The 20,605-nt window shown below is 62.1% G+C and carries 16 protein-coding genes; 12 read left to right on the top strand and 4 right to left on the bottom strand.

The genetic code is table 11. The features are described 5' to 3' along the window. The first annotated feature begins 103 nt into the window (after positions 1-103). The 5 genes from VUN82_20640 to VUN82_20620 are packed head-to-tail and all read left to right on the top strand — an operon-like array spanning position 104 to position 6,020. The gene (locus tag VUN82_20640; protein ID XAS71466.1) at positions 104-1,525 is read left to right on the top strand and encodes a Gfo/Idh/MocA family oxidoreductase; all 1,422 of its coding nucleotides are present in this window, start codon (positions 104-106) and stop codon (positions 1,523-1,525) included. Positions 1,526-1,554: 29 nt separating this feature from the next. Beyond that, the gene (locus VUN82_20635; GenBank protein ID XAS71465.1) at positions 1,555-2,553 is read left to right on the top strand and encodes an NAD(P)-dependent oxidoreductase; all 999 of its coding nucleotides are present in this window, start codon (positions 1,555-1,557) and stop codon (positions 2,551-2,553) included. Next, positions 2,550-3,455, top strand: coding sequence for a 5-dehydro-4-deoxyglucarate dehydratase (locus tag VUN82_20630; protein ID XAS71464.1), 906 nt, complete (start codon positions 2,550-2,552; stop codon positions 3,453-3,455). The genes VUN82_20635 and VUN82_20630 overlap by 4 nt, the downstream gene beginning before the upstream one ends. Then, positions 3,455-4,588 carry a mandelate racemase/muconate lactonizing enzyme family protein gene (locus VUN82_20625; protein ID XAS71463.1) on the top strand — a complete coding sequence of 378 codons (1,134 nt, stop codon included), beginning with the start codon at positions 3,455-3,457 and terminating at the stop codon, positions 4,586-4,588. Before VUN82_20630 ends, VUN82_20625 begins: the two co-directional genes overlap by 1 nt. Further along, the gene (locus VUN82_20620) at positions 4,569-6,020 is read left to right on the top strand and encodes an aldehyde dehydrogenase (NADP(+)) (GenBank protein XAS71462.1); all 1,452 of its coding nucleotides are present in this window, start codon (positions 4,569-4,571) and stop codon (positions 6,018-6,020) included. Before VUN82_20625 ends, VUN82_20620 begins: the two co-directional genes overlap by 20 nt. 93 nt (positions 6,021-6,113) lie before the next feature. On the opposite strand, the gene VUN82_20615 is transcribed toward VUN82_20620, so the two are convergent. The 3 genes from VUN82_20615 to VUN82_20605 are packed head-to-tail and all read right to left on the bottom strand — an operon-like array spanning position 6,114 to position 10,536. Beyond that, positions 6,114-7,223: a M24 family metallopeptidase gene (locus VUN82_20615; protein ID XAS71461.1), complete on the bottom strand. Its 1,110-nt coding sequence runs from the start codon at positions 7,221-7,223 to the stop codon at positions 6,114-6,116. Beyond that, on the bottom strand, positions 7,220-9,319 hold the full coding sequence (locus tag VUN82_20610) for a DUF6807 family protein (protein XAS71460.1): 2,100 nt from the start codon (positions 9,317-9,319) through the stop codon (positions 7,220-7,222). Before VUN82_20610 ends, VUN82_20615 begins: the two co-directional genes overlap by 4 nt. Next, entirely contained in the window at positions 9,316-10,536 is a 1,221-nt protein-coding gene (locus tag VUN82_20605; protein XAS71459.1) for an acetylxylan esterase, read from the bottom strand. The genes VUN82_20610 and VUN82_20605 overlap by 4 nt, the downstream gene beginning before the upstream one ends. A gap of 387 nt (positions 10,537-10,923) precedes the next feature. On the opposite strand from VUN82_20605, the gene VUN82_20600 reads away from it, so the two are divergent. The 3 genes from VUN82_20600 (at position 10,924) to VUN82_20590 (ending at position 14,335) form a co-directional block, all read left to right on the top strand. Further along, the gene (locus tag VUN82_20600; protein ID XAS71458.1) at positions 10,924-11,868 is read left to right on the top strand and encodes a sugar ABC transporter permease; all 945 of its coding nucleotides are present in this window, start codon (positions 10,924-10,926) and stop codon (positions 11,866-11,868) included. After that, a complete protein-coding gene (locus VUN82_20595) occupies positions 11,861-12,793 on the top strand; it encodes a carbohydrate ABC transporter permease (GenBank protein ID XAS71457.1) in 933 nt (310 codons plus the stop codon). Before VUN82_20600 ends, VUN82_20595 begins: the two co-directional genes overlap by 8 nt. Before the next feature lie 153 nt (positions 12,794-12,946). Further along, positions 12,947-14,335: an extracellular solute-binding protein gene (locus VUN82_20590; protein XAS71456.1), complete on the top strand. Its 1,389-nt coding sequence runs from the start codon at positions 12,947-12,949 to the stop codon at positions 14,333-14,335. 93 nt (positions 14,336-14,428) lie between these two features. On the opposite strand, the gene VUN82_20585 is transcribed toward VUN82_20590, so the two are convergent. Then, on the bottom strand, positions 14,429-16,408 hold the full coding sequence (locus VUN82_20585; protein XAS74754.1) for a beta-galactosidase: 1,980 nt from the start codon (positions 16,406-16,408) through the stop codon (positions 14,429-14,431). A gap of 290 nt (positions 16,409-16,698) precedes the next feature. On the opposite strand from VUN82_20585, the gene VUN82_20580 reads away from it, so the two are divergent. Genes VUN82_20580 through VUN82_20565 form a run of 4 tightly spaced genes read left to right on the top strand, consistent with a single transcriptional unit; the run spans position 16,699 to position 20,592 of the window. After that, complete coding sequence (locus VUN82_20580; GenBank protein ID XAS71455.1) at positions 16,699-17,985, top strand: ABC transporter substrate-binding protein; 1,287 nt, start codon at positions 16,699-16,701, stop codon at positions 17,983-17,985. A 48-nt stretch (positions 17,986-18,033) separates the two neighbouring features. Beyond that, positions 18,034-18,987, top strand: a complete 954-nt coding sequence (locus VUN82_20575) for a sugar ABC transporter permease (GenBank protein XAS71454.1) — start codon at positions 18,034-18,036, stop codon at positions 18,985-18,987. After that, positions 18,984-19,901, top strand: coding sequence for a carbohydrate ABC transporter permease (locus tag VUN82_20570; GenBank protein XAS71453.1), 918 nt, complete (start codon positions 18,984-18,986; stop codon positions 19,899-19,901). The genes VUN82_20575 and VUN82_20570 overlap by 4 nt, the downstream gene beginning before the upstream one ends. A 34-nt stretch (positions 19,902-19,935) precedes the next feature. Further along, complete coding sequence (locus VUN82_20565) at positions 19,936-20,592, top strand: Poxvirus protein I5 (GenBank protein XAS74753.1); 657 nt, start codon at positions 19,936-19,938, stop codon at positions 20,590-20,592. Positions 20,593-20,605 lie beyond the last annotated feature (13 nt).

Raw genomic sequence — 20,605 nt, 5'->3', positions numbered from 1 at the left:
ATACAAAGCTTATAACGCTCTGAGAAAACGCTTTCTCATGATTCTTCCCAGTTCACGCCGGGCCGTCAAGCGGTTCACTCTGCCTTTTGAAAGGGGCATTTCCATGGTCAACGTCGACACCGCCGAGACCCATTCACCCGGGGCAGACACATCCGCATCCGCCACCGGAAACGCTGATCGTCATCGGACCCGCATGGCCCTTATCGGCACCGGCGGCCGTTCTGAAATGTACATTCGCGCGATCTATGGACAGCACGCTGACGTAGCTGAGCTCGTCGCGTTGTCGGACGTGAACCAGGGCCGCGTGGAGTTTTACCAGGAACTCATCAAGGAACTGGGCGGAACAGAGCCGGTGGCATACTTCGAGCCAGCCAAGCTGACCGAGTTTATCCAGGCCAACGGCATCGAACGCGTCATCGTCACGACGCCGGACTACACCCACGCGGACTACATCGTCGAGGCACTCGAGGCGGGTGCCGACGTCGTGGTTGAAAAGCCCCTGACCATTGACGTTGAGGGCTGCCGCCGCATTACCACTGCCGTCGCGGAAACCGGACGAAACGTCGTTGTCACGTTCAACTACCGTTACTCGCCGCGCAACACCGCGCTGAAGGAGATCATCCAGGACGGCGTGATCGGCAAGGTCACATCCATCGACTTCGCGTGGGTGCTGGACACGGTGCACGGCGCGGATTATTTCCGCCGCTGGCACCGTGAGAAGAAGAACTCCGGTGGCCTGCTCATCCACAAGGCCTCGCACCACTTCGACCTCGTCAACTGGTGGATCAATGATGTCCCCGAGCGCGTTTTCGCCTCCGGTGGGCTCCGCTTCTACGGCGACAAGAATGCTGCCGAGCGCGGTCTTGGTGCCCGCCCCGAACGCGGCACAGTTGATGGCCTGGCGCGTGATCCGTTCCGCCTGGACATGCGCGAGGACGAACGCCTGAAAGCCCTGTACTACGACAATGAAAAGTTCGACGGCTACCTGCGGGACCAGGACGTCTTCACTGAAGGCATCACCATCGAGGACAACCTGGCCCTCGTGGTGGATTACCAGGGCGGCCCCACGCTCAGTTACTCGCTGAACGCCCACAGCCCGTGGGAAGGCTACCGGGTTAGCGTCAACGGTACGGAAGGCCGGGCCGAACTCGAGGTGGTTGAGCGCGCAGCGGTTCAGTTCAGCACGGACAAGAAGACCGTGGTGGACCCCAGCGCAACAGCTATCGAGGAAGAAGACGCCGTTCGGCGCAACGGTGAGCGCCTGGTGGTCCAGCGTCACTGGGAGGCAGCCTACGAAGTCCCGATCGTCAACGGTGAGGGAGGCCACGGAGGCGGCGACAACCTGCTGCTCTCGGACCTCTTCAACGGACCGGGCGTAGACCCCCTGGGCCGACCGTCGGGGTACATCGATGGCCTCCGTTCCGTCTCAGTCGGCATCGCCGGCAACCAGTCCCTGGACACCGAACTCCCTGTCCGCATCAGCGAGCTTGGCCTCGGCGTCGATCTCAGCCGCGGCCAGGCCTAGCGGCCCGCCACTTACACAAGGACAACACCATGAGCAGGATTTTCGTCACCGGCGGTTCCGGCCGCCTTGGCCGCAGCGTCGTGACCGGACTCGCCCAGGCCGGCCACGAGGTGGTCTCGGTTGATCGCGATGCCATCCCGGCCGAGCAGCTGCCGGCCGGTGCCGTGCAGTACACGGCAGACCTTATGGCCCCGGGAGAAGCGGAGCGGCTTTTCCGGGAAACAAACCCCGACGCCGTCATCCACCTCGCTGCTATCGCCGTACCTTTCAGCGCGCCTGAGGAAGTCATCTTCAGTACCAATACCCGGCTCGCCTATGCGGTGATCAGTGCAGCCACTGACGCCGGTATTCCGAAGATTATTACGGCAAGCAGCCCCACCGCCCTGGGCTACGGCTCACCCGCCGGTTGGTTGCCGCCGTCGTTCCCCTTGGACGAGCAGACGCCGCCCAAGCCCTGGAATGCCTACGCATTTTCCAAGCTGATCGCCGAACAAACAGTGCAGATGTTTGCCGCGGCGCAAGGCAACAAAATCCGGTATGCGGCATTCCGGCCCTGCTTTGTCATCTCCCCGGAAGAGTGGCAAGGCGCGCCCACACAGCAGGGACACACCGTCCGCGAACGCCTTGCCGATCCGGCCCTGTCCGCCCCCGCGCTGTTCAACTACGTTGACGCCCGGGACGTAGCGGAATTCCTGGACGTCCTGTTGGAAAAGATGGACACCATCCCCAACGGCCAGGTGTTCTTCGTCGGAGCCAAGGATGCCTTGGCCACTTCCCCGCTCGCGGAGCTGTTCCCGCGTTTCCTGCCCGGCAGCGCCCCGCTCACCGAACATTTGACCGGCACCAGTCCGGCGTTCTCGGTAAGGAAAGCGCGTGAGCTACTTGGCTGGGAGCCCAAGCGCAGCTGGCGTACCGAACTTACGCCGCCCTACGAAGGCGCAGATTCAGCAGCATCAGACCAAGCACTACTCGACGACGAGAATCCTGCCGGCCTGGTCCCGGCGGGAGCAACCAAGGAGACACCATGAACTTCGACGGCGTACTGTTTTTCCCCGTCACACCCTTTGCCGAAGACGGCTCGGTGGACGTGGACCTCCTGAAGGAGCACATCACTTCACGCCTTCCTTTCGGACCCGGAGGTGTGTTCCCCGCCTGCGGCACGGGTGAATTCCATGCCCTCTCCCTGGAGGAGATCCGGACCGTGGTGACTGCCGCCGTCGAAGCTGTTGCCGGAGCTGTCCCGGTAGTCGCAGGCGCCGGCGGCCCGCTGGGCCACGCCCTTGCTGCCGCCAAGGTTGCCGAGGAGGCAGGCGCTGACGCGTTGCTGGTTCTCCCGCCGTACCTCGTAACAGGGCCAACAGACGGCGTCGTTGCTTACGTCGAGGCCATCGCCGCGGCCAGTAGCCTGCCAGTGATCGTGTATCACCGGGGAACGGCGAAGTTCACTGCCGCAGCCATGACCCGCCTTACTGCGAACCCCAAAATCATGGGCTTCAAAGATGGGATCGGGGACGTCGGCCTGGCGCAGGAAATCGTATCCGCCATCAACGCCAGCGGCCGAACCGACTTCGCACTCTTCAACGGGCTCCTCACGGCCGAGCTGACCCAGGGCGCTTACCGTGGCCTGGGGATCCCGCTCTACTCCTCGGCCGCCTTTGCCATGGCTCCGGAGATCGCCAAAGCCTACTACGACGCCTACGTCTCTGGTGACGAAGACCGCCGAAACGCACTGCTTGAGGGCTTCTATGCTCCCCTCGTGAGGCTTCGGGACCAGACGCCCGGCTTCGGCGTTTCGCTCGTCAAGGCTGGCCTGCGCTTGGCCGGTTTGCCGGTGGGCCCTGTCCGCCCGCCGCTGGTGGACCCCACAGACGAACAACTGTTGGAGCTCAAATCGATCCTGGCCAAGGGCCACGAGCTGGCCGTCAGCTGATGACAGCGCGCATTACGGGGCTCACCACGCGGTTGATCACCGTTCCACTGCTGCGCAGTTGGGGTGCTGAAGCGCCCGAGAACCATGTGATCGTCACCGAGCTGACCACCGACGACGGCGGCGTGGGCCACGGCTTCTCGTGGACACCTACTATTGGTCCCCAGGCAGTCAAAGCCCTCCTGGACCACGACATTGCTCCCTTCATCCTTGGGCTGGAGCCTAATCCGGAAACCGTGTGGGACCAGCTCTGGAAGCGCCTGCACGAGGCAGGCGGGGGAGGCCTGACCACTATCGCCATGGCCGGCGTGGACCTCGCGCTGTGGGACCTCAAGGCACGTCAGTCCGACACCTCCGTCACTGCACTTCTGGGTCAACGCCAGGAATCGGTGGAGGTCTATGGCTCGGGCGTGAACCTGCACTACTCCTTGGAACAACTCGTGGAGCAGGCACAGCGTTGGGTTGCCGCTGGTCATAAGGCTGTGAAGATCAAGGTGGGAAAGCCTGAGCTACGCGAGGATGCTGAACGGGTTGCCGCAGTGCGGCAGGTCATCGGCCCGGACCGTCTGCTCATGATTGACGCCAACCAACGCTGGGACCTGGCCCACACCTTCCGTGCTTTGGATGTTTTGGGGGAGTACGGACTGGAATGGCTGGAAGAACCAATCCGCGCTGACGATCTCTGGGCTTACCGGCGCCTGCGTAAACACTCTCCAGTGCCCATCGCGCTGGGCGAGAACGTCCACACCATCTACCGTTTCCGCGACTTCATCGAAGCCGAAGCCGTGGATATCATCCAACCCAACATTGTCCGCGTGGGCGGCATTACGCCATTCCGCAGGATCGTTGAGTTGGCCCGCGCCAACAGCATCAGGGTGGCTCCGCACCTGCTTCCGGAGCTCTCCGGGCAGTTGGCGCTCACCCTGGGGGAGGCCGTGAGCGTGGAGGACGTGGAAGACGCTTCCTTTGAGCAGCTCGGCATCCTCGCTGAGCCGTCTCCCATCCGAATCCGCAACAGCAGGCTCAGCACCGTAGGCCGTCCAGGCCTTGGCTTCGAGTTTGCCGCGGAGCTGGCCGACCGTGAGAGCTCCAAAAATGAGAGTAAAGGAAACCACATTGAGTACAGCAACTCTTGATTTGACCGCGGTGACGGCCGCTGCCGCCGCAGCCTTCAAGGTGACCGCCGCCGCGTCCGACGCCGAGCGCGCGGCCTGGCTGACCGCCGTCGCCGACGCCCTGGACGCCAACGTGACGGAACTGGTGTCCATAGCTGACTCCGAAACCAGCCTTGGTACGGTTCGGCTCACCGGAGAGGTAGCCCGGACCAGCGGCCAACTCCGGCTGTTCGCGAGGGTCATCACCGAGGGCTCGTACTTGGAGGCCGTCATCGACCACGCGGATCCTGCCGCCACCCCGCCCAAGCCTGACCTGCGCCGCATCCTGCGTCCAATTGGACCGGTGGCCGTGTTCTCGGCGTCGAACTTCCCGTTCGCCTTCTCGGTGGCCGGTGGCGACACCGCATCGGCGCTGGCTGTCGGTTGCCCGGTGATCGTCAAAGCACATTCCGGCCACCTCCGCCTGTCCGAACGGACTGCCGAGATCGTGACCGAAGCCCTGGCCAATGCCGGCGCTCCGCAGGGAATCTTCGCCCTGGTGAGCGGACGCGAGGCCGGTACCGCATTGGTGCAGGATCCCGCCATCAAGGCCGTGGGCTTCACCGGTTCGATCCCCGGCGGCCGCGCTCTGTTCGACCTCGCAACGTCCCGCCCCGAGCCGATCCCCTTCTATGGCGAACTCGGCAGCCTCAACCCGGTGGTCATCACTGATGCTGCCTTGGCTGACCGCGGCCAGGAACTTGCTGCAGGACTGGCTGGTTCCTTCACCCAGGGAGCGGGGCAGTTCTGCACTAAGCCCGGGCTCGTCTTTATCCCCGCTGGCACCGATTTCGCTGCCCAGGTGGCCGAGGCAAGCAAGGATAAGCCGACGGCGGCCATGCTGACTGAGCGGATTGCGGAGGCCTACCCTTACGGCCTTCGCAGCGTTGCCGAGCAGCCGGGTGTTGCGGTGGTGAGTGGCACTGTGGATCAGGACAGCCTGGCCGACGGCGCCGCGCCGGTGGTGTTCTCCACGAGCGCCGCCAACGTGCTGGAGCGTCCTGATGAGTTGCTGGAAGAGTGCTTCGGGCCCACCACGCTCCTCATTGAGTACGCCAATGACGAAGAGCTGTCCCAGGCCCTCGCCAAGGTTCCAGGCAGCCTCACCGGCACTGTCCATGCGCAGCCGGGTGAGGACGTTTCGGCGCTCGTGGAGCAGCTGAGTGAGCTCGTCGGCCGGGTCCTGTTTGATGGTTGGCCCACTGGCGTTGCCGTGAATTGGTCGCAGCAGCACGGAGGGCCATACCCCGCGACGACATCGCTGTTTACCTCAGTGGGCGCGACCGCGGTCCGCCGCTTCCAGCGTCCGGTGGCTTACCAGGACGCGCCGGACAACATCCTGCACCCGGCCCTGCGCGAGTCGAACCCGTTGGGCATCCCGCGCCGGGTGGACGGCGTGCTAACCCTGGGCTAACTCCGGCTAACTTACATGGGTGGGCGGACGAAAGGGGCGGGGCCACCATCACGGTGACCCCGCCCCTTCGTGTTGGTTGAGGTTTGGTGCGGCTTAGGGCCGCAGGGTGAGCGGACGACGGCGGCCGTCCACTTCCGTTGTCGGCCAACGGTCGTCAGTGGTCAGGACGCGCAGGCCGGAATCCGTGAGCAGCACGGTGTCTTCGATTTTCACGCCTGGCCCGGAGGGGTTCCACGTGAACGGCTGGTTGAGGACCATCCTGTCGGCTACGTCCGCGGTGACCCGCGGATCACGGCCCGCATAGCCTGCAGGACCACCCTGGTGGTGCAGCGTCCACTGCTCGGGACCAAAACCGTGGCGCACATAGGCGTCCTGGATCTCGGCAAAGACCTCGTTGAGCTTGGCACCCGGCACAGTGGCTTGGAAAATGTCGGCCTCAACTGCCGCGATGCGGGCCTCGGCGTCGAGCTCCTGTGGGGTACCGGCGTCGAACGCTACCCAACGGGTCACGTTGGCCACCAAGCCATGACGCCGGGCACAAATCACGGCCATGGCCCTGCGGCCGATGGGAGCATGCGTTGCCAGCGGGTGGCGGAACGCGCTCCGGGCAGCGCCGTTGCACAGCAGGACAAGCGGCTCGGCGCCAACTGCCACAATCCGGGCAGCAAGGTCTGAGACCAGCTCGAACTCCGTTGTCCCGGGCGTTGCTGCCGTGAGGACGTCCGTCATCGCGCTGGCTGCATCTGCGGACAATTGGGCATAACGGGCTGTCTCCGCGGGCAGGAGTTGTTGTCGTGCTGCCCGAAGTTCCTGTGTGACGGCGGCTTCCATCAGCGGGTTTCCATCGTCGGCCAGCCCTGCCGCAGAGGCATGCAATTGGCCGTGCCACGGAATACTGTGCAGGTTGACGCCCTCCGGAAGCTCCTCTGCCTCAATGCGGCCGGCTTCGTTGTTGAACGTCACCAGGTGATCCCCGGTTCGATCCACCAGGAGGGCGGCAATGGGATCCCCGGCCAGACTGATGTGGACCCGGCTGCCGTCCAGATACCAGGTGAGCGCCGTGTTGCTGGTGAGCAGCAGCGAGTCGCGACCCGAGCGGTCCAGGATGTCCAGCACCCGCTGGCGCTTTACTCTGCGGTCGGCGACGTTGCCGGGCGCAGTGACGGCAGTCGGAGCCGGCGTTAATTGAGTCGGAGCGGTCATGCTGGGTCCCCCTGGGTTGAAATGAGCTGTTCAATGTCTTGAGTGGCAAGGAAGCCATCGGCAATGAGCACCCTGGCCGTGCGATGCACAGGGCGGCCGGGTTCTGCGGCCACCGGCGATTCCCACGCCAAGGACAGCCCCACGCCCGGATAGCCTGAGTGCCGAACGAACCAGGGGTCCGGCGCTTGGGGCGATGCAAGGAATACGAGCGTGGCCGGATGGCCCAGACCCGGATCGCCTGCAGTCTGACCGCTGCCCGTTGCGGCGTCGAAAGTTCCTGACCAAGCCAACCAGGGCGCGACGCTGCCATGTACGGCATCTTCACCACGCGAATCAGGGGTCCAGATGGTCGCGTCGCTAACCCTCGGCAGGCGCCAGAAGAAGCCGCCATAACCGCCCTGCGCCCGTCCGTTGGAACCTGGGCTGCCCAGCAGCACCGGGCGTCCCGTGGCGGATTCGAGCGTGAAGTCCAGCGTCAGCTGCCAGGCAGAATTCCCGACGGCGGCCCAGTGCCACTCGCGCTGTTCGCGGAGGACAGGGGTACCGTCAGGGCCCACCCAGCTCAACAGTTCGTGCCGCTCGCCATCCATGTGTACGGCGCCATCTCCGAGGTCGGCGCTATCCCTGTGCTCGGCAGACTCAAGGACCACGCGGCCGTGGTCCTTGCGCCAGACGTAAGCTCCGGCGTCGCGGGTGTAGGTCCGGCCACCCCAGAAATTGATACCATCCACGTCCTGGATTGCGACCCCTGCTCCAAGGTGCCACACATGGTCTTCCGGGATGTGGTCGCTTACGACCGTGCCGGCAAGGGTTCGGACGGGATGGAGGTATGGACGCGGAGAGGAGGTTGGCCGGATGGCCGAGCCGTCCTGCAGGGTGGCGACGGCTTTGCCGTTGACCTTCAGTTCTGGCTTGACTGCTGCAGCGGTACTCGCCGCCCACGGCGCCCCGAGTTCCGCGAAAGTGGCTTGCCCCAGGGTGGCGCGGCGGATCCACGATTCGATGCCCTGCACCACGGCATGGGCGTCGTCGCCGTCACCCAGCCATGTCACATGGTCTGGATGGATGAGCGTGGGTGCGTCCGAGGTTCGTACCGCTTCCAGCACGGACATGTAGGCGCCGGCTCCACTCAGGGGGCTCAGCAGATCTTGTTCGGTCCGTGCTGACAAGAGGTTTTCCAACAGGTCCGTCCGCCCGAAAGTCTCAGTCCGGACCCCGCTGGGAGTGGTGACCTCCACACTGTCTTCCGTGTAGGAAAGCGTGATCTGCCCGAGTGTGCCGTAGATGGTCACCGATGGCGCTGACTGCACGGGTGCGCACAACGTCAAGGCACAGGTCAGCACAGTGCCAGTCGTGGTGCGAACCCTGATCACGGAAGTGTCATCGCTCTCGGTGTCATTCGCACGGTATAGGTCAGTTTCGACCAATTCGACGTCGGCAAGGGTCCTTGCACCTGCGAGTCGCAGCCCAGTAGCCACAGCGTGTGCCAAGGCGTTCGTCGCCACGCCGTCCACCACATCCGTGCCGTTCAGGCTTCGCTTACCGGCCCAGCGGGAGCGTTTGAAGTAGCCCTTGGTCCGGAGCCATAGACCGGTGGCGCTGATGCCGCGGACCTCGCCGATTTCCCCCGAGGCCACAAACTTTTCAATGGCGGGAAGGGCGTGCGAACCAAGGCTCTGGAAACCGACTTGAACCAGCCGCCCGGCGCTCGCCGCCGCTGCAAGCACGCTTTCGTATTGCGCCATGGAAGCCACGGGAGGCTTTTCGAGGTAAACGTTGGCGCCTGCCCCGAGCGCTGTGAGGGCCAGCGGGGCGTGGGTTTGGATAGGGGTGGAAATGATGACGACGTCGGGGGCTCTTCCCGCAGCCAGCAGCTCCTCCAGGGAACTGTAGACGCCCACCTCAGGAGGCAACTGGTCCTGGGCCGGCGGCATTGGATCGGCAACAGCTACTAGTTCAAGCATTCCGGCAGAACCAAGCCGACGGAGGTTGTCAAGGTGCCTTTCGCCGAATCCGTGAACGCCAACGAGTGCTACCCGGGGCAGTTGGTTGGGAATGGCCACGTTGGTGCCGGCGGCCGTTGAGGGCGAAGTCATAGTGCTGTCCTAGCGGGATCAGTTGTGGGGAAACCAGGGGCTGCGTTGGCCTGGAGGTTGGAGGAGAGAAAAGCTGCCGCCTCTTCCTGCATGGCGGTGGAAAAAACATGGGGCTCGGGCCAAAAGCTGCCTGTGTACCGCCCTGGCGGCATCAGCTGCGAAAGGTGGGCATCTGCGTCGCGCATTCCTGCCTCTGGAAACAGTTCGTCGGCAAGTGCGTACTGGACCAGGACAGCGCCGGCAGTTGAACGCGCCACAAGATCCGGCCAATCCCCAAGCTTTGACAGGCCGGGGGAGTGGAGCAGCCAGGAATGTGCGTCGAGGTAGGCGGGGAGGAGTGAAGCGAAGGTGGTCATCATGCACGTGACCACATAGCTGCGGATCAGGGGACTGAGCGCGGCGAGCACCATGGCCCGGCCGCCTCCACCTGAAAATCCTGTGCATCCAAGGCGTTCCGCATCCACTCCAGGGAGGGACGCCAGGATGCCAAGCGCCGCGAGATCATCATGCGCCACCGTTCCGGCGATGCTGCTGCCCAGGAGCGTCGCGGCTTTCGCCACAGTCTGTTCGTGGTCCGCCGCCGCTGCGTTGTAAAGATCCGTCGCGGAAGGTTCGACGCCGGCCTCCCGCCACAGTGCCTGCCGGCCGTTGACGGCCTGGGCCGTCCGCCACGGCTGGGTTTCCAGGCCGAAGCCGCGACTGCCCCACATGAAGGCGTCGTGCGCCAGGACGGCGAAACCCTGCTGGGCAAGCCACGTAGCGAAGGACCGCCCACCGTAGAGCTTTTCCCGCAACTGGGCCGGCACGGGACCGAACCCGCTCCCCGTGGTGGCGTCGGCGTCGTTCTCTTCGTCTTGTGGAAGTAACACCAGCCGCTCCGCGCCATGGGATTTGATCCCACCATGGCAGTGAAGAGCCAGTATCCCGGGCAGCGGGCCTATGGAGCCAGCCGGCCGCACGAACCAAGCCGAGGTTCTTGGCCCGAATCCAAGCTGCCACGACAGGCGGGAGGTGATGACGCCGTCGTGTTCGGTTTCCGAGTCCACGCTGTATTCGGGAGCCGGGCCAATAGCTGGAACTCCGAGTGTGTCGGCAAGCTGCTGGGCACTTGGAGAGGCTGCCGCGAAGGGATGCCGGGCAACGTAAGCGGGCCAATCCTCGTAGCGCTCAAGAGCGCTGGGGCGGGTGGGCGCTGCGGCCATGTCAGCAGTGGTCATGGCAGTCGCCGTGCTTGGGGAACAATGGTGTCCTGCCTTTTCGGTGCGGATGATGCGCGAAAGCGCACGCCGGACTTCTTGGTGTGTGTAAACGGGTCGCGTGTAAACGGGTCTGGGCGGCTTCGTCAGAAAACGCTTTCTCAAAAATTAGCAAAAGGCTGTACATGGGTCAAGAAAGCGTTTACTTTGGTACGGAGCCGCTGATTACCAGGACCTGTATCCCGGTGTGTCAAGGGGTACCGCCAGGAGAACGGCGGCGTCCCGGAAGGCAAGCATCAACCACACTCGTACTCCGTGGATGGCCACGATGACCAAAGGAGACCACATGGCCGCTTATGAACACACGGGGACGCCGAAAGGCGTTCGCGGTCAGGCAGGAGGGAAGCGATGAGCGCCATCGGCGAACTCTCCACGATGTCCCGCCGCAAGGGGCCCATGACCAAGGAGGAGAAGAAAGCGAACGGGCGCGACAACAAGGCCGCCTATGTTTTCCTGCTTCCGTGGCTGATCGGCCTCGTGGTCATCACCGTGGGTCCGATGCTGATGTCGTTGTACCTGTCCTTCACGGACTACAACCTTCTGCAACCACCGCAATGGGTGGGAATCGACAACTTCGTCCGCATGTTCGGCGATGCCCGCCTGCATAATTCCCTGCGCGTCACCTTCACATATGTGCTGGTAGGCGTGCCGCTCCAACTGGCTGTGGCCCTGGTGATCGCGCTGGTCCTGGACAAAGGGCTTCGTGGCCTTCCGTTCTACCGCTCCATCTTCTACTTGCCGTCGTTGCTGGGCGGATCTGTGGCTGTTGCGATTCTTTGGAAACAGATCTTCGGCACCACCGGCCTTGTGAACCAGGTCCTCGCCATGATCGGCATCCAGGGGCCTGGCTGGATCTCGGATCCCAACACGGCGCTCGGCTCCATCATCCTGCTGCACGTCTGGACGTTCGGCAGCCCCATGATCATCTTCCTGGCGGGCCTGCGCCAGATCCCGAACATGTACTACGAGGCCGCTGAAGTTGACGGCGCCACCACCTTGCAGAAGTTCTGGCGGATCACGCTGCCGATGCTGAGCCCCATCATCTTCTTCAACCTGGTGCTGCAAATCATTGGTTCGTTCCAGTCATTCACGCAGGCGTTTATCGTCTCTGGCGGCAACGGCGGACCGTCCGACTCCACCATGTTCTTCACGCTGTACCTGTACCAGAAGGGCTTCGGTCAGTTCGATATGGGCTACGCCTCCGCGATGGCCTGGTTCCTGCTGGTCATTATCGGCGCCTTCACTGCCATCAACTTCATCGCTTCAAAGTATTGGGTGTTCTACGATGACTAAAATCCAGACCCTCCCCGCCGCCGCTGAGGGCCAAAGCAGCAAGACCAGCAAAAGCCCGCGCCGCCGTGAATCGCCAGGAAGCCTGGCTTTCAGCCGGAACGCCCGCATCAAGGGACTCATCAAGCACGCCATCTTGATCCTCGTTGGCGGGATCATGATCTACCCGCTGCTGTGGATGGTTGTTTCCTCGCTGCGGCCCAATGACCTCATCTTCCGCGAACCCGGCCTTTGGCTGAACAACCTGGAAATGAGCAACTACACCGATGGTTGGTCTGCGCTGACGCACCCCTTCGGGCATTACATGATCAACTCCGCCATCGTCGTACTCGGCTCGATCCTCGGAAACCTGATCTCGTGCTCCATGGCCGCCTATGCCTTCGCCCGGCTGCAGTTCAGCGGCAAAAAGCTGTTCTTCGGAATCATGCTGCTGACCATCATGCTGCCATTCCATGTTGTGATCGTGCCGCAGTACATCCTGTTTTCGCAGATCGGTTGGGTGAACACTTTCTGGCCGCTCATCGTGCCAAAGCTCCTGGCCACGGACGCGTTCTTTGTGTTCCTCATGGTCCAGTTCATCCGTGGCATTCCGAAGGAATTGGATGAGGCTGCCCGCATTGACGGCGCCGGCCACCCGAGGATTTTCCTCCGTGTCATTCTGCCTTTGATGGTTCCGGCCCTCGCCACCACCACGATCTTCACTTTCATCTGGACGTGGAACGACTTCTTCGGTGCACTTATCTACCTCACTGATCCGGACATGTTTACGGTCCCCGTAGCGCTTCGCGCTTTCGTTGATTCGCAGTCCGCCACCAGTTGGGGATCGCTCTTCGCGATGTCCATCGTGTCCCTGTTCCCTGTGTTCCTTGTCTTCCTGTTCGGCCAGCGGTTCCTCATCAAAGGCATCGCAACCACCGGCATCAAATAGGACGTCGACGTACTGAGTGGAAGTCCAGGGCTTCCGCCCGACAAGTAATACAAGCTGGGATCTTGTCATACAAGATTGTGACTTGTAGCATAAAACCCACGCAAGAAAACGCTTTCTCATTCGTATCAAGATCAAAGAGGATCGGAGACAACAGTGCCGGTATTTCCAAAGGGTGAAGGAATCGCCCCTGCAGGTGCTTCCGCAGGTTCTTCCAAAGCCCACGCATCGGAACCCAAGGCCAAGCGGTCCAAGCGGCGGCTTCGCGCCTCCGCAATCATCGCTGCCACAGCTGCTGCCGTTCTGGCGCTCAGCGCATGTGGCAGTGGAGCAGAACAAAAGAGTGCCGACGGCAAGGTGGAACTCCGCTTTTCCTGGTGGGGCGGCGACAAGCGGGCGCAATTGACGCAGCAAGCCATCGCGGCTTTTGAAGCCGAGAATCCCAACATCAAGATCAAGGCCGAGTATGGCGACTGGAGTGGCTACTGGGACAAGCTGGCCACCCAAGTTGCTGCCAATGACGCTCCGGATATCATCCAGATGGACGAAAAGTACATCACCGAGTACTCCACTCGTGGAGCGCTCCTGGATCTGTCCAAGTACAAGATCGACACGTCCAAGCTGGACGAAGCCGCGCTGAATGCTGGCAAGGGTTCCAAGGGACTCACTGGTATTGCAGCAGGCATCAACGCTGCCACCATCCTCGCGAACCCGGCTGTTTTCAAGGCTGCGGGCGTCGCTCTTCCGGACGACAAGACCTGGACGTGGGAAGACTTCGAGCGCATTGCCGCGGAGGTCACGGCCAACTCTCCCAAGGGAACCTACGGGGCTGCTGCATACGGTACCGATGAGGCGTCCCTGGGTGTGTGGCTGCGTCAGAACGGCAAGTCACTCTATACCCAGGACGGCAAGCTTGGTTTCGAGCCCTCGGACGTCGCAGGCTACTGGGACTTCCTGAAGGAACTCAGCGAGAAAAAGGCTGTTCCGTCGGCATCGGAAATTGTTGAGGCCGAGGCTGCTCCACTGGATCAGAGTGGCCTGGCAACCGGCAAGAACGGCATGGCGTTCTGGTGGTCCAACCAGTTGCCGGCGCTCGAGAAAGCTGCGGGCGGCGAACTGCAGATCCTTCGTTTCCCCTCCAAGACGGGCAAGGCCACTGATACGAAGCTTTGGTACAAGGCTTCCCAGTTCTGGTCAGCATCCTCCAGGACCAAGCACCCTGAAGAGACGGCCAAGTTCATCGACTTCCTGACGAACAACGTCAAGGCCGGCGAAATTCTGCTGGCTGACCGCGGCGTTTACCCCAACTCGGACGTCCGCGATGCAATCGCTCCCAAACTGGCGACGGCGGACACCAAGGTGGTCAACTTCATCAGTGAGATCCAGCCCGAGCTCGGTGAAGCTCCGGCCGCACCGCCCAAGGGTGCAGGTGCCATTCAGGAAATCATCAAGCGCTACTCCTCGGAAGTCCTGTTCAACAGGCTCTCCACCGAGGAAGCCGGTAAGAAGGCCGTGGACGAGATGAAGTCCGCGATCGGAGCCTAGCTTCCGGCATCAATGCATCAAAGAACCGCGTCCCGGGCGAATCATTCGTGATCCGCCCGGGCGCGGTTTTTGCGTTGGCGCTATCTGCTTCGGTTAGTCCTCTGCGATAACTGCCACGGCTCCGGCGGGGACCACGCCGCCGAAGCGTGCTCCGCTTAGCAGTTCGTCGCCGTCGGCCTTCACGGTCACGTCATCCCGAGTGTGGTTGATGGCGAAGAGGAAGCTGCGGCCGTCCGCGGATCGCCGTCGGACGAGTTCGACGCCGGCAGAAGCTTCGGCAGCGGCTGTCACCCCAGATTCCTCCAACAGTCGTGCGGTCAGTGAATCGATGCCGTCGGCGTCGGGGAGTGTGGCGAGGTACCAAGCCGCCCCCGCGCCGGTGGATCTGCGCGTGAGGGCGGGGACGCCGTCGAGCGGGTAGTCCGTAAAGGTTGCCAGAACTTCGGCCGGCCCAGACTCAGCCACGTGAACGTGCTCGCTCCACAAGGAACCAACTGTTCCATCGCTGAGTGTGAGTGTGCTGCCCGGGAAAAGCGGGTGGAATTCCTCGGTTCGGATACCCAGCAATTCGCGGAAAGCACCCGGGTAGCCACCCAACCGAACGTGGTCCAGCTCATCCACGATGCCGCTGAAGTAGCTGATGAGGACCGTTGCACCACGCTCTGCTGCGGCAGCGATCGAGGCGGCGGCAGCGTCCGTCACGGCGTAGAGGGTGCAGACCAGAATGAGATTGTAGCCGGAGAGGTCGTCGGAGGGGTGGACGAAGTCCGCAGTGACGCCACGCAGGTAGAGGGAACGGTGGAAGGCGCGCATGGTTTCCAGGTACTTCACGTCCTGGCTTGGGTGCGAATCCAGCTCGGAGGCCCACCATGCTTCGTAATCAAAGACGAAAGCAACCCGCGATTCCACACGGGAACCCTTCACGGATTCCACCTTGGACAGGGCATCGCCGAGCTCCACCACGTTGCGCCAGACCTGTGTGTCCCGTCCGCCGTGCGGAACCATGGCCGAGTGGAATTTTTCAGATCCGGCCTTGCTTTGGCGCCACTGGAAGAACATGACGGCGTCGGCGCCGCGGGCCACATGCGTCAGGGAGTTGCGGAGCATTTCCCCGGGCATTTTCGGTTGGTTATGGGGCTGCCAGTTGACCGCAGACGTGGAATGTTCCATCAGGATCCACGGCTCGCCGCCGGCCACGCCGCGCGTGAGGTCCGCGCTGAAGGCAAGTTCAATCTCCCGTTCAGGATCGGCAGCCACCAGGTAATGGTCGTTCGCGATCACGTCCATGTCCTTGGACCAATCAAAGTAGTCCAGGGTTTTGGTAGCACTGGAGACCATGAAGTTCGTGGTGGCCGGGATGTTCGGTGTGACTTCGCGAATGACCTGCAGCAGGGCGCGGTAGTAATCGATGAACGCCCATGAATTGAAGCGTGCAAAGTCCAACTGCTGGCCCGGGTTAAGCGTGGTGGGGGCGGCTCCGGGCGGGATGATTTCCTCGAACGTGGCGTAGTGCTGGGACCAGAAGGCCGTTCCCCAAGCCTCGTTCAGAGCCTCGATGGATCCGTATCGGCGCTCAAGCCAGGCCCGGAAAGCGGCGGCGTCTTCTTCGCCGTAGAACTCGCCAACATGGCAGCCGAGCTCATTGTCCACATGCCACAATGCCAGCGCCGGGTGGTTCTTGTAGCGTTCGGCGATGACCCGCGTCATGGTGGTCGCGTACCTGCGGTACACGGAGGACGACGGCGTGTAGTGGCGCCGCGAGCCGCGTTCCAGCCTTGTTCCTTCCGCTGTCACGGGCAGGATTTCCGGGTGTTTCCTGGCCAGCCAGGCGGGCGGTGATGCGGTAGCCGTAGCCAATGCCACCTTGATGCCCGCTTCGTGGAGGTTGTCCATGACGTCGTCCAGCCAGTCGAAATCGTACTGGCCTTCCACGGGTTCCAGCAGGCCCCAGGAGAAGATGGCGACGCTCAGGAAATTGACCCCCGCCTCCTTCATGAGCTCGATGTCTTCACGGCGGACGTCTTCCGGCCACTGCTCAGGGTTGTAGTCGCCGCCGTAGGCCAGGCCATTGATGCTGTTCCATACAGACGGGGCTGCGGACGGGCCTCTGGATGCGCCTTCGGATGGGCGCTTGGATGCGTCTCGGGAAAGTTCAGGGGAGGGCAAAGAGACTCCTTTGTCAGGTTCGGCAGTGCGGGATAACTCTGGAGCTTGACTGTTATCAGGTTAGGCGAGGATCTTGGAAAACGCTTGCCCAGATCCTCGATAGGGGATATTGTATCGATTCAGAACGAGTGTAAGCGACGTCACTCTCCCTGGTGGGGAACCGAAAAGGCTTGCACCAACTGAGCAAGGAGGCTCTCATGATCAATAGAAGGAATTTCCTCACCACGGTTGCCCTTGGCACTGCATCTGCGGCATTCCTGTCCGCCTGCGGCCAGTCTTCGTCGTCCGGCAAGGCGGGTTCAGCCGAGAACCCTGTGACCATCACGTACACCTGGTGGGGCAACGACGACCGTGCCGAGCGCACCCGCAAGGCGATTGCACTCTTCGAGTCCAAGAATCCGGATGTCAAGGTCAACGGAAACTTCACTGACTTCGCTGGATACTGGCAGAAGCGAGCCACGGAAGCCGCTGGTGGTGGTTTGCCGGACGTCATGCAGTGGGACTTGTCCTACCTGCGCGACTACGGCCAGCGGAACCAGCTGCTGGACCTGGGCACCGTAAAAATCAACACCGATGCCTTCGATAAGTCCCTCCTGCCTTCGGGCCAGATCCGCGGCAAGACCTACGGCATACCCACCAGCACCAATGCATTCGCTGTCTACTACGATCCCGCCAAGCTCAAGGCCATGGGCATCGCTGAGCCTGACGGAACGTGGAACTACAAGGAGTTCAACTCTTTCCTTGCTGAGGTGGGCCAGAAGGGCAACGGAACGTTGTTTGGCGGCACCGACTACACCGGTGTTTGGTGGATGTTCAACATCTGGTTGCGCCAAAACAACATTCAGGCCTTCACGGATGAAGGCAAGCTGGGCTTCTCCAAGGACGACCTGAAGAAGTGGTGGAACACCACCGCCCAGCTTCGCGGAACCCCGGCGATCGTTGGCGAAGACAAGACGACGCAGCTGCTGCCGAAGTCCCCGTTCGGCTCAAACGTCACTGCCACGGAAGTCACGTGGGACAACTTCATGGCCGGTTACCTCGGCGATAGCGGCGCCAAGGAACTCAAGCTGGTGCCGGTTCCTTCCGATAACTCGGACAACCTGGGACTCTTTCTCAAGCCCTCAATGCTGATGGTGGCCAGCGCCAAGACCAAGTACAAGGATGCTGCTGCCCGTTTCATCGACTTCATGGTCAACGATCCCGAGGTAGGCCAGATCTTCAAGACCTCCCGTGGTGTTCCGGCATCCAAGACCCAGCGCGACGGAACCACCTTTGAAGGAACAGACAAGCTGGTTGTGGATTACGAAAAGTCCATCGAAAAGTACCTCAAGGATGCTCCGGAGCCGCCCATCGTCGGTTTCGGCACGCTTGAATCCTCTTTCAAGCGCGTCAGCTCTGACCTCAATTACGGCAAACTCACCATCGACGGCGCCGCAGACGCGTGGTTCAAAGAAGCCGAAGACCTCATCAAGCAGAATGCCTGAGCAGACATTCGTGTCTGATCCAGGCGTTCCAACCGACGGACTGATCTCGTGACTCAAACCCCAACCCTGAGCAGGCGTTCCCAGTCGTCCACTCCCTCGCAGCCGCGCACATCGCGGCGGCGAGGGACGGACGCCCGCGCCGGCTACACCTTCCTGCTTCCTTGGCTGCTCGGATTCATTGCCCTGACCGTGGGTCCGATGATTTCCTCGCTGTACCTCTCCTTCACCAACTACAACCTCTTCGATGCCCCCAAGTGGATAGGCCTGGACAACTACGCCACGCTCTTCCAGGACGAACGTTTCCTGCAGTCAGTGGGCGTAACCCTGAGCTACGTAGTGTTCGGTACCCCTCTGAAGCTCGCAGCTGCGCTGGCGATCGCCATGTTGCTGAACAGCAAGCGAAAGGGACAGGGGTTCTACCGTTCCGCGTTCTACGCTCCCTCCCTGATCGGTGCCAGTGTTTCCATCGCAATTGTCTGGAAGGCGATGTTCGGCGATTCCGGTCCTGTGGACGAGGGCCTGTCCTTCTTCGGCATCGACCTCGGCGGCTGGGTGGGCAACCCCTCCATGACGATGCCCATGATGATCCTTCTGACGGTGTGGCAGTTCGGCGCCCCAATGGTGATTTTCCTGGCCGGACTCAAGCAGATTCCTGCCGACCTCTACGAGGCAGCCTCGATGGACGGCGCCGGTCCGGTCCGTAAGTTCTTCAACATCACCTGGCCCATGCTTTCGCCCGTGATTTTCTTCAACTTGCTGATGGAAACCATTCACGCGTTCCAGATCTTCGCCTCGGCCTACATCATCTCCAATGGTGAAGGCGGCCCCGCAGGCTCCACCCTCTTCTACACCCTCTACCTGTACTTGCGCGGTTTCAGCGACTTCCGGATGGGCTACGCCTCGGCCATGGCCTGGCTCCTGGTGATCGTGGTCGGCATCATCACGCTGATCTTCTTCAAGACCTCCAAGTCCTGGGTCCACTACAGCGGTGATTCAAAATGACAACCATGGCAACCCCCACCCAGTCCACGTCCGCGACGTCGGCCCAGGAGTACAACCCGAAGTCCGAGTCGGGCACGGTCAAGCGCATCAAAAGCATCATCTTCCACATCGTTGCGTTGGCGCTCGTTGGGGTAGTCCTCTACCCGGCTCTGTGGATGGTGGTCTCGTCCTTCAAACCGAACTCCGAAATCGGTGGTTCCACCACCCAGCTGTGGTCCAACAACTTCAGCTTCGACAACTTCATCACAGCCATGGACGGCATCGGCGGGGTGTCCACGCTGACGTTCTTCACCAACTCCCTGATTCTGGCCGTGGGCGCAGTAGTCGGCACCGTCCTTTCAGCGAGCGTCTCGGCGTACGCTTTTGCCCGCATCAACTTCCCCGGCCGCGGAATCTTCTTCGGCATGATGATTGCCACCTTGCTGCTCCCGTTCCACGTGGTGATCATCCCGCAGTACATCGTGTTCCAGCAGCTTGGTCTCGTGGACACCTATGTGCCGCTGTTGATCGGCAAGTTCCTGGCCGCCGACGCGTTCTTCGTCTTCCTGATGGTCCAGTTCATGCGCGGCCTCCCGGCCGAACTGGACGAGGCTGCCCGCATCGACGGCGCCGGACACGTCCGCATCTTCGGGTCCATCATGCTCCCGCTCATGAAGCCGGCATTGATCTCGACGTCGATCTTCTCCTTCATCTGGAGCTGGAACGACTTCCTGGGCCCGCTGCTGTACCTGAACACCCCCGAAAAGTACCCGCTGCCACTGGCTTTGCGGCTCTTCGTGGACCAGACCCAGAGCTCGGATTACGGAGCGATGATCGCGATGTCCGTTCTTGCGCTCCTGCCCGTCTTGGTCTTCTTCCTCGTCTTCCAGCGCTACATCGTCGAAGGCGTTTCAACACAGGGCCTCAAGGGCTGACAGACACGGAAGACGGAAAAAGAAAATGAGCATCATGGATACCGCAGGAAAGTCCTCGGAAAAGCCCGGGATTTCAGTCAACCGCTTTGCCCTCTTCTCCGAAACCATCCTCGCCGGAGTTATTGTGCTCCTCCTGTCCGTCCCCTTGGTGACGGCGCCGGCTGCCTATGCTGCCGGCGTCGCACATCTTGAGCGGCACCTCAGCGGAAGGGATGACTCCCTTCGGAGCCTTTGGGGCAACTTCCAGCGTGCGCTTCCCGGCAGTTGGAAGATCGGAATCACGACGGCGGCGGCCGGCGTCGTGATTGTCCTTAACCTGTTGCTCGCACTGGTGGGTCAACTGCCCGGGCGGGCACTGATTCTGCCGGCGACCTTGATTCTGGCGGCCGCAGCCGCCGTGCTCCTGCTCAGGACCGCCGGCAACTGGAGCGGCGGAGTGATCTGGGCGGGCGACGCCAGCCGGAAGCCCGTGGATCTTCCCGGTCCACAGCAGCAGTGGCGGCTTGCCTACTCCCAAGCCAAGGCTGATTCGTTCCGTGATTGGAGCGGTTCGCTGTTGCTCCTCGGGGCCGTTTTCGTGGCGGTCGTTTTCGTGTGGATGCTGCAGGCGCTCTTCGTGATTGTCCCCGGCATGCTGATTCTTGCCGCTGCTGCCGTCAAGATCCGGGCCGCCAGCCGCGCCCAAGACTGAGTGTGCATCCGAC

It is taken from the genome of Micrococcaceae bacterium Sec5.1, from assembly GCA_039636795.1.
Lineage (GTDB): Bacteria > Actinomycetota > Actinomycetes > Actinomycetales > Micrococcaceae > Arthrobacter.
This window is presented reverse-complemented; position numbering and strand designations above follow the sequence as displayed.

What these genes read in the sequence shown, in the direction of transcription:
- VUN82_20640 (XAS71466.1), top strand. Translation starts at nt 104, where the DNA reads ATGGTCAACGTCGACACCGCCGAGACCCATTCACCCGGGGCAGACACA.
- VUN82_20635 (XAS71465.1), top strand. Translation starts at nt 1,555, where the DNA reads ATGAGCAGGATTTTCGTCACCGGCGGTTCCGGCCGCCTTGGCCGCAGC.
- VUN82_20630 (XAS71464.1), top strand. Translation starts at nt 2,550, where the DNA reads ATGAACTTCGACGGCGTACTGTTTTTCCCCGTCACACCCTTTGCCGAA.
- VUN82_20625 (XAS71463.1), top strand. Translation starts at nt 3,455, where the DNA reads ATGACAGCGCGCATTACGGGGCTCACCACGCGGTTGATCACCGTTCCA.
- VUN82_20615 (XAS71461.1), bottom strand. Translation starts at nt 7,223, where the DNA reads ATGACCGCTCCGACTCAATTAACGCCGGCTCCGACTGCCGTCACTGCG.
- VUN82_20610 (XAS71460.1), bottom strand. Translation starts at nt 9,319, where the DNA reads ATGACTTCGCCCTCAACGGCCGCCGGCACCAACGTGGCCATTCCCAAC.
- VUN82_20605 (XAS71459.1), bottom strand. Translation starts at nt 10,536, where the DNA reads ATGACCACTGCTGACATGGCCGCAGCGCCCACCCGCCCCAGCGCTCTT.
- VUN82_20600 (XAS71458.1), top strand. Translation starts at nt 10,924, where the DNA reads ATGAGCGCCATCGGCGAACTCTCCACGATGTCCCGCCGCAAGGGGCCC.
- VUN82_20595 (XAS71457.1), top strand. Translation starts at nt 11,861, where the DNA reads ATGACTAAAATCCAGACCCTCCCCGCCGCCGCTGAGGGCCAAAGCAGC.
- VUN82_20580 (XAS71455.1), top strand. Translation starts at nt 16,699, where the DNA reads ATGATCAATAGAAGGAATTTCCTCACCACGGTTGCCCTTGGCACTGCA.
- VUN82_20570 (XAS71453.1), top strand. Translation starts at nt 18,984, where the DNA reads ATGACAACCATGGCAACCCCCACCCAGTCCACGTCCGCGACGTCGGCC.
- VUN82_20565 (XAS74753.1), top strand. Translation starts at nt 19,936, where the DNA reads ATGGATACCGCAGGAAAGTCCTCGGAAAAGCCCGGGATTTCAGTCAAC.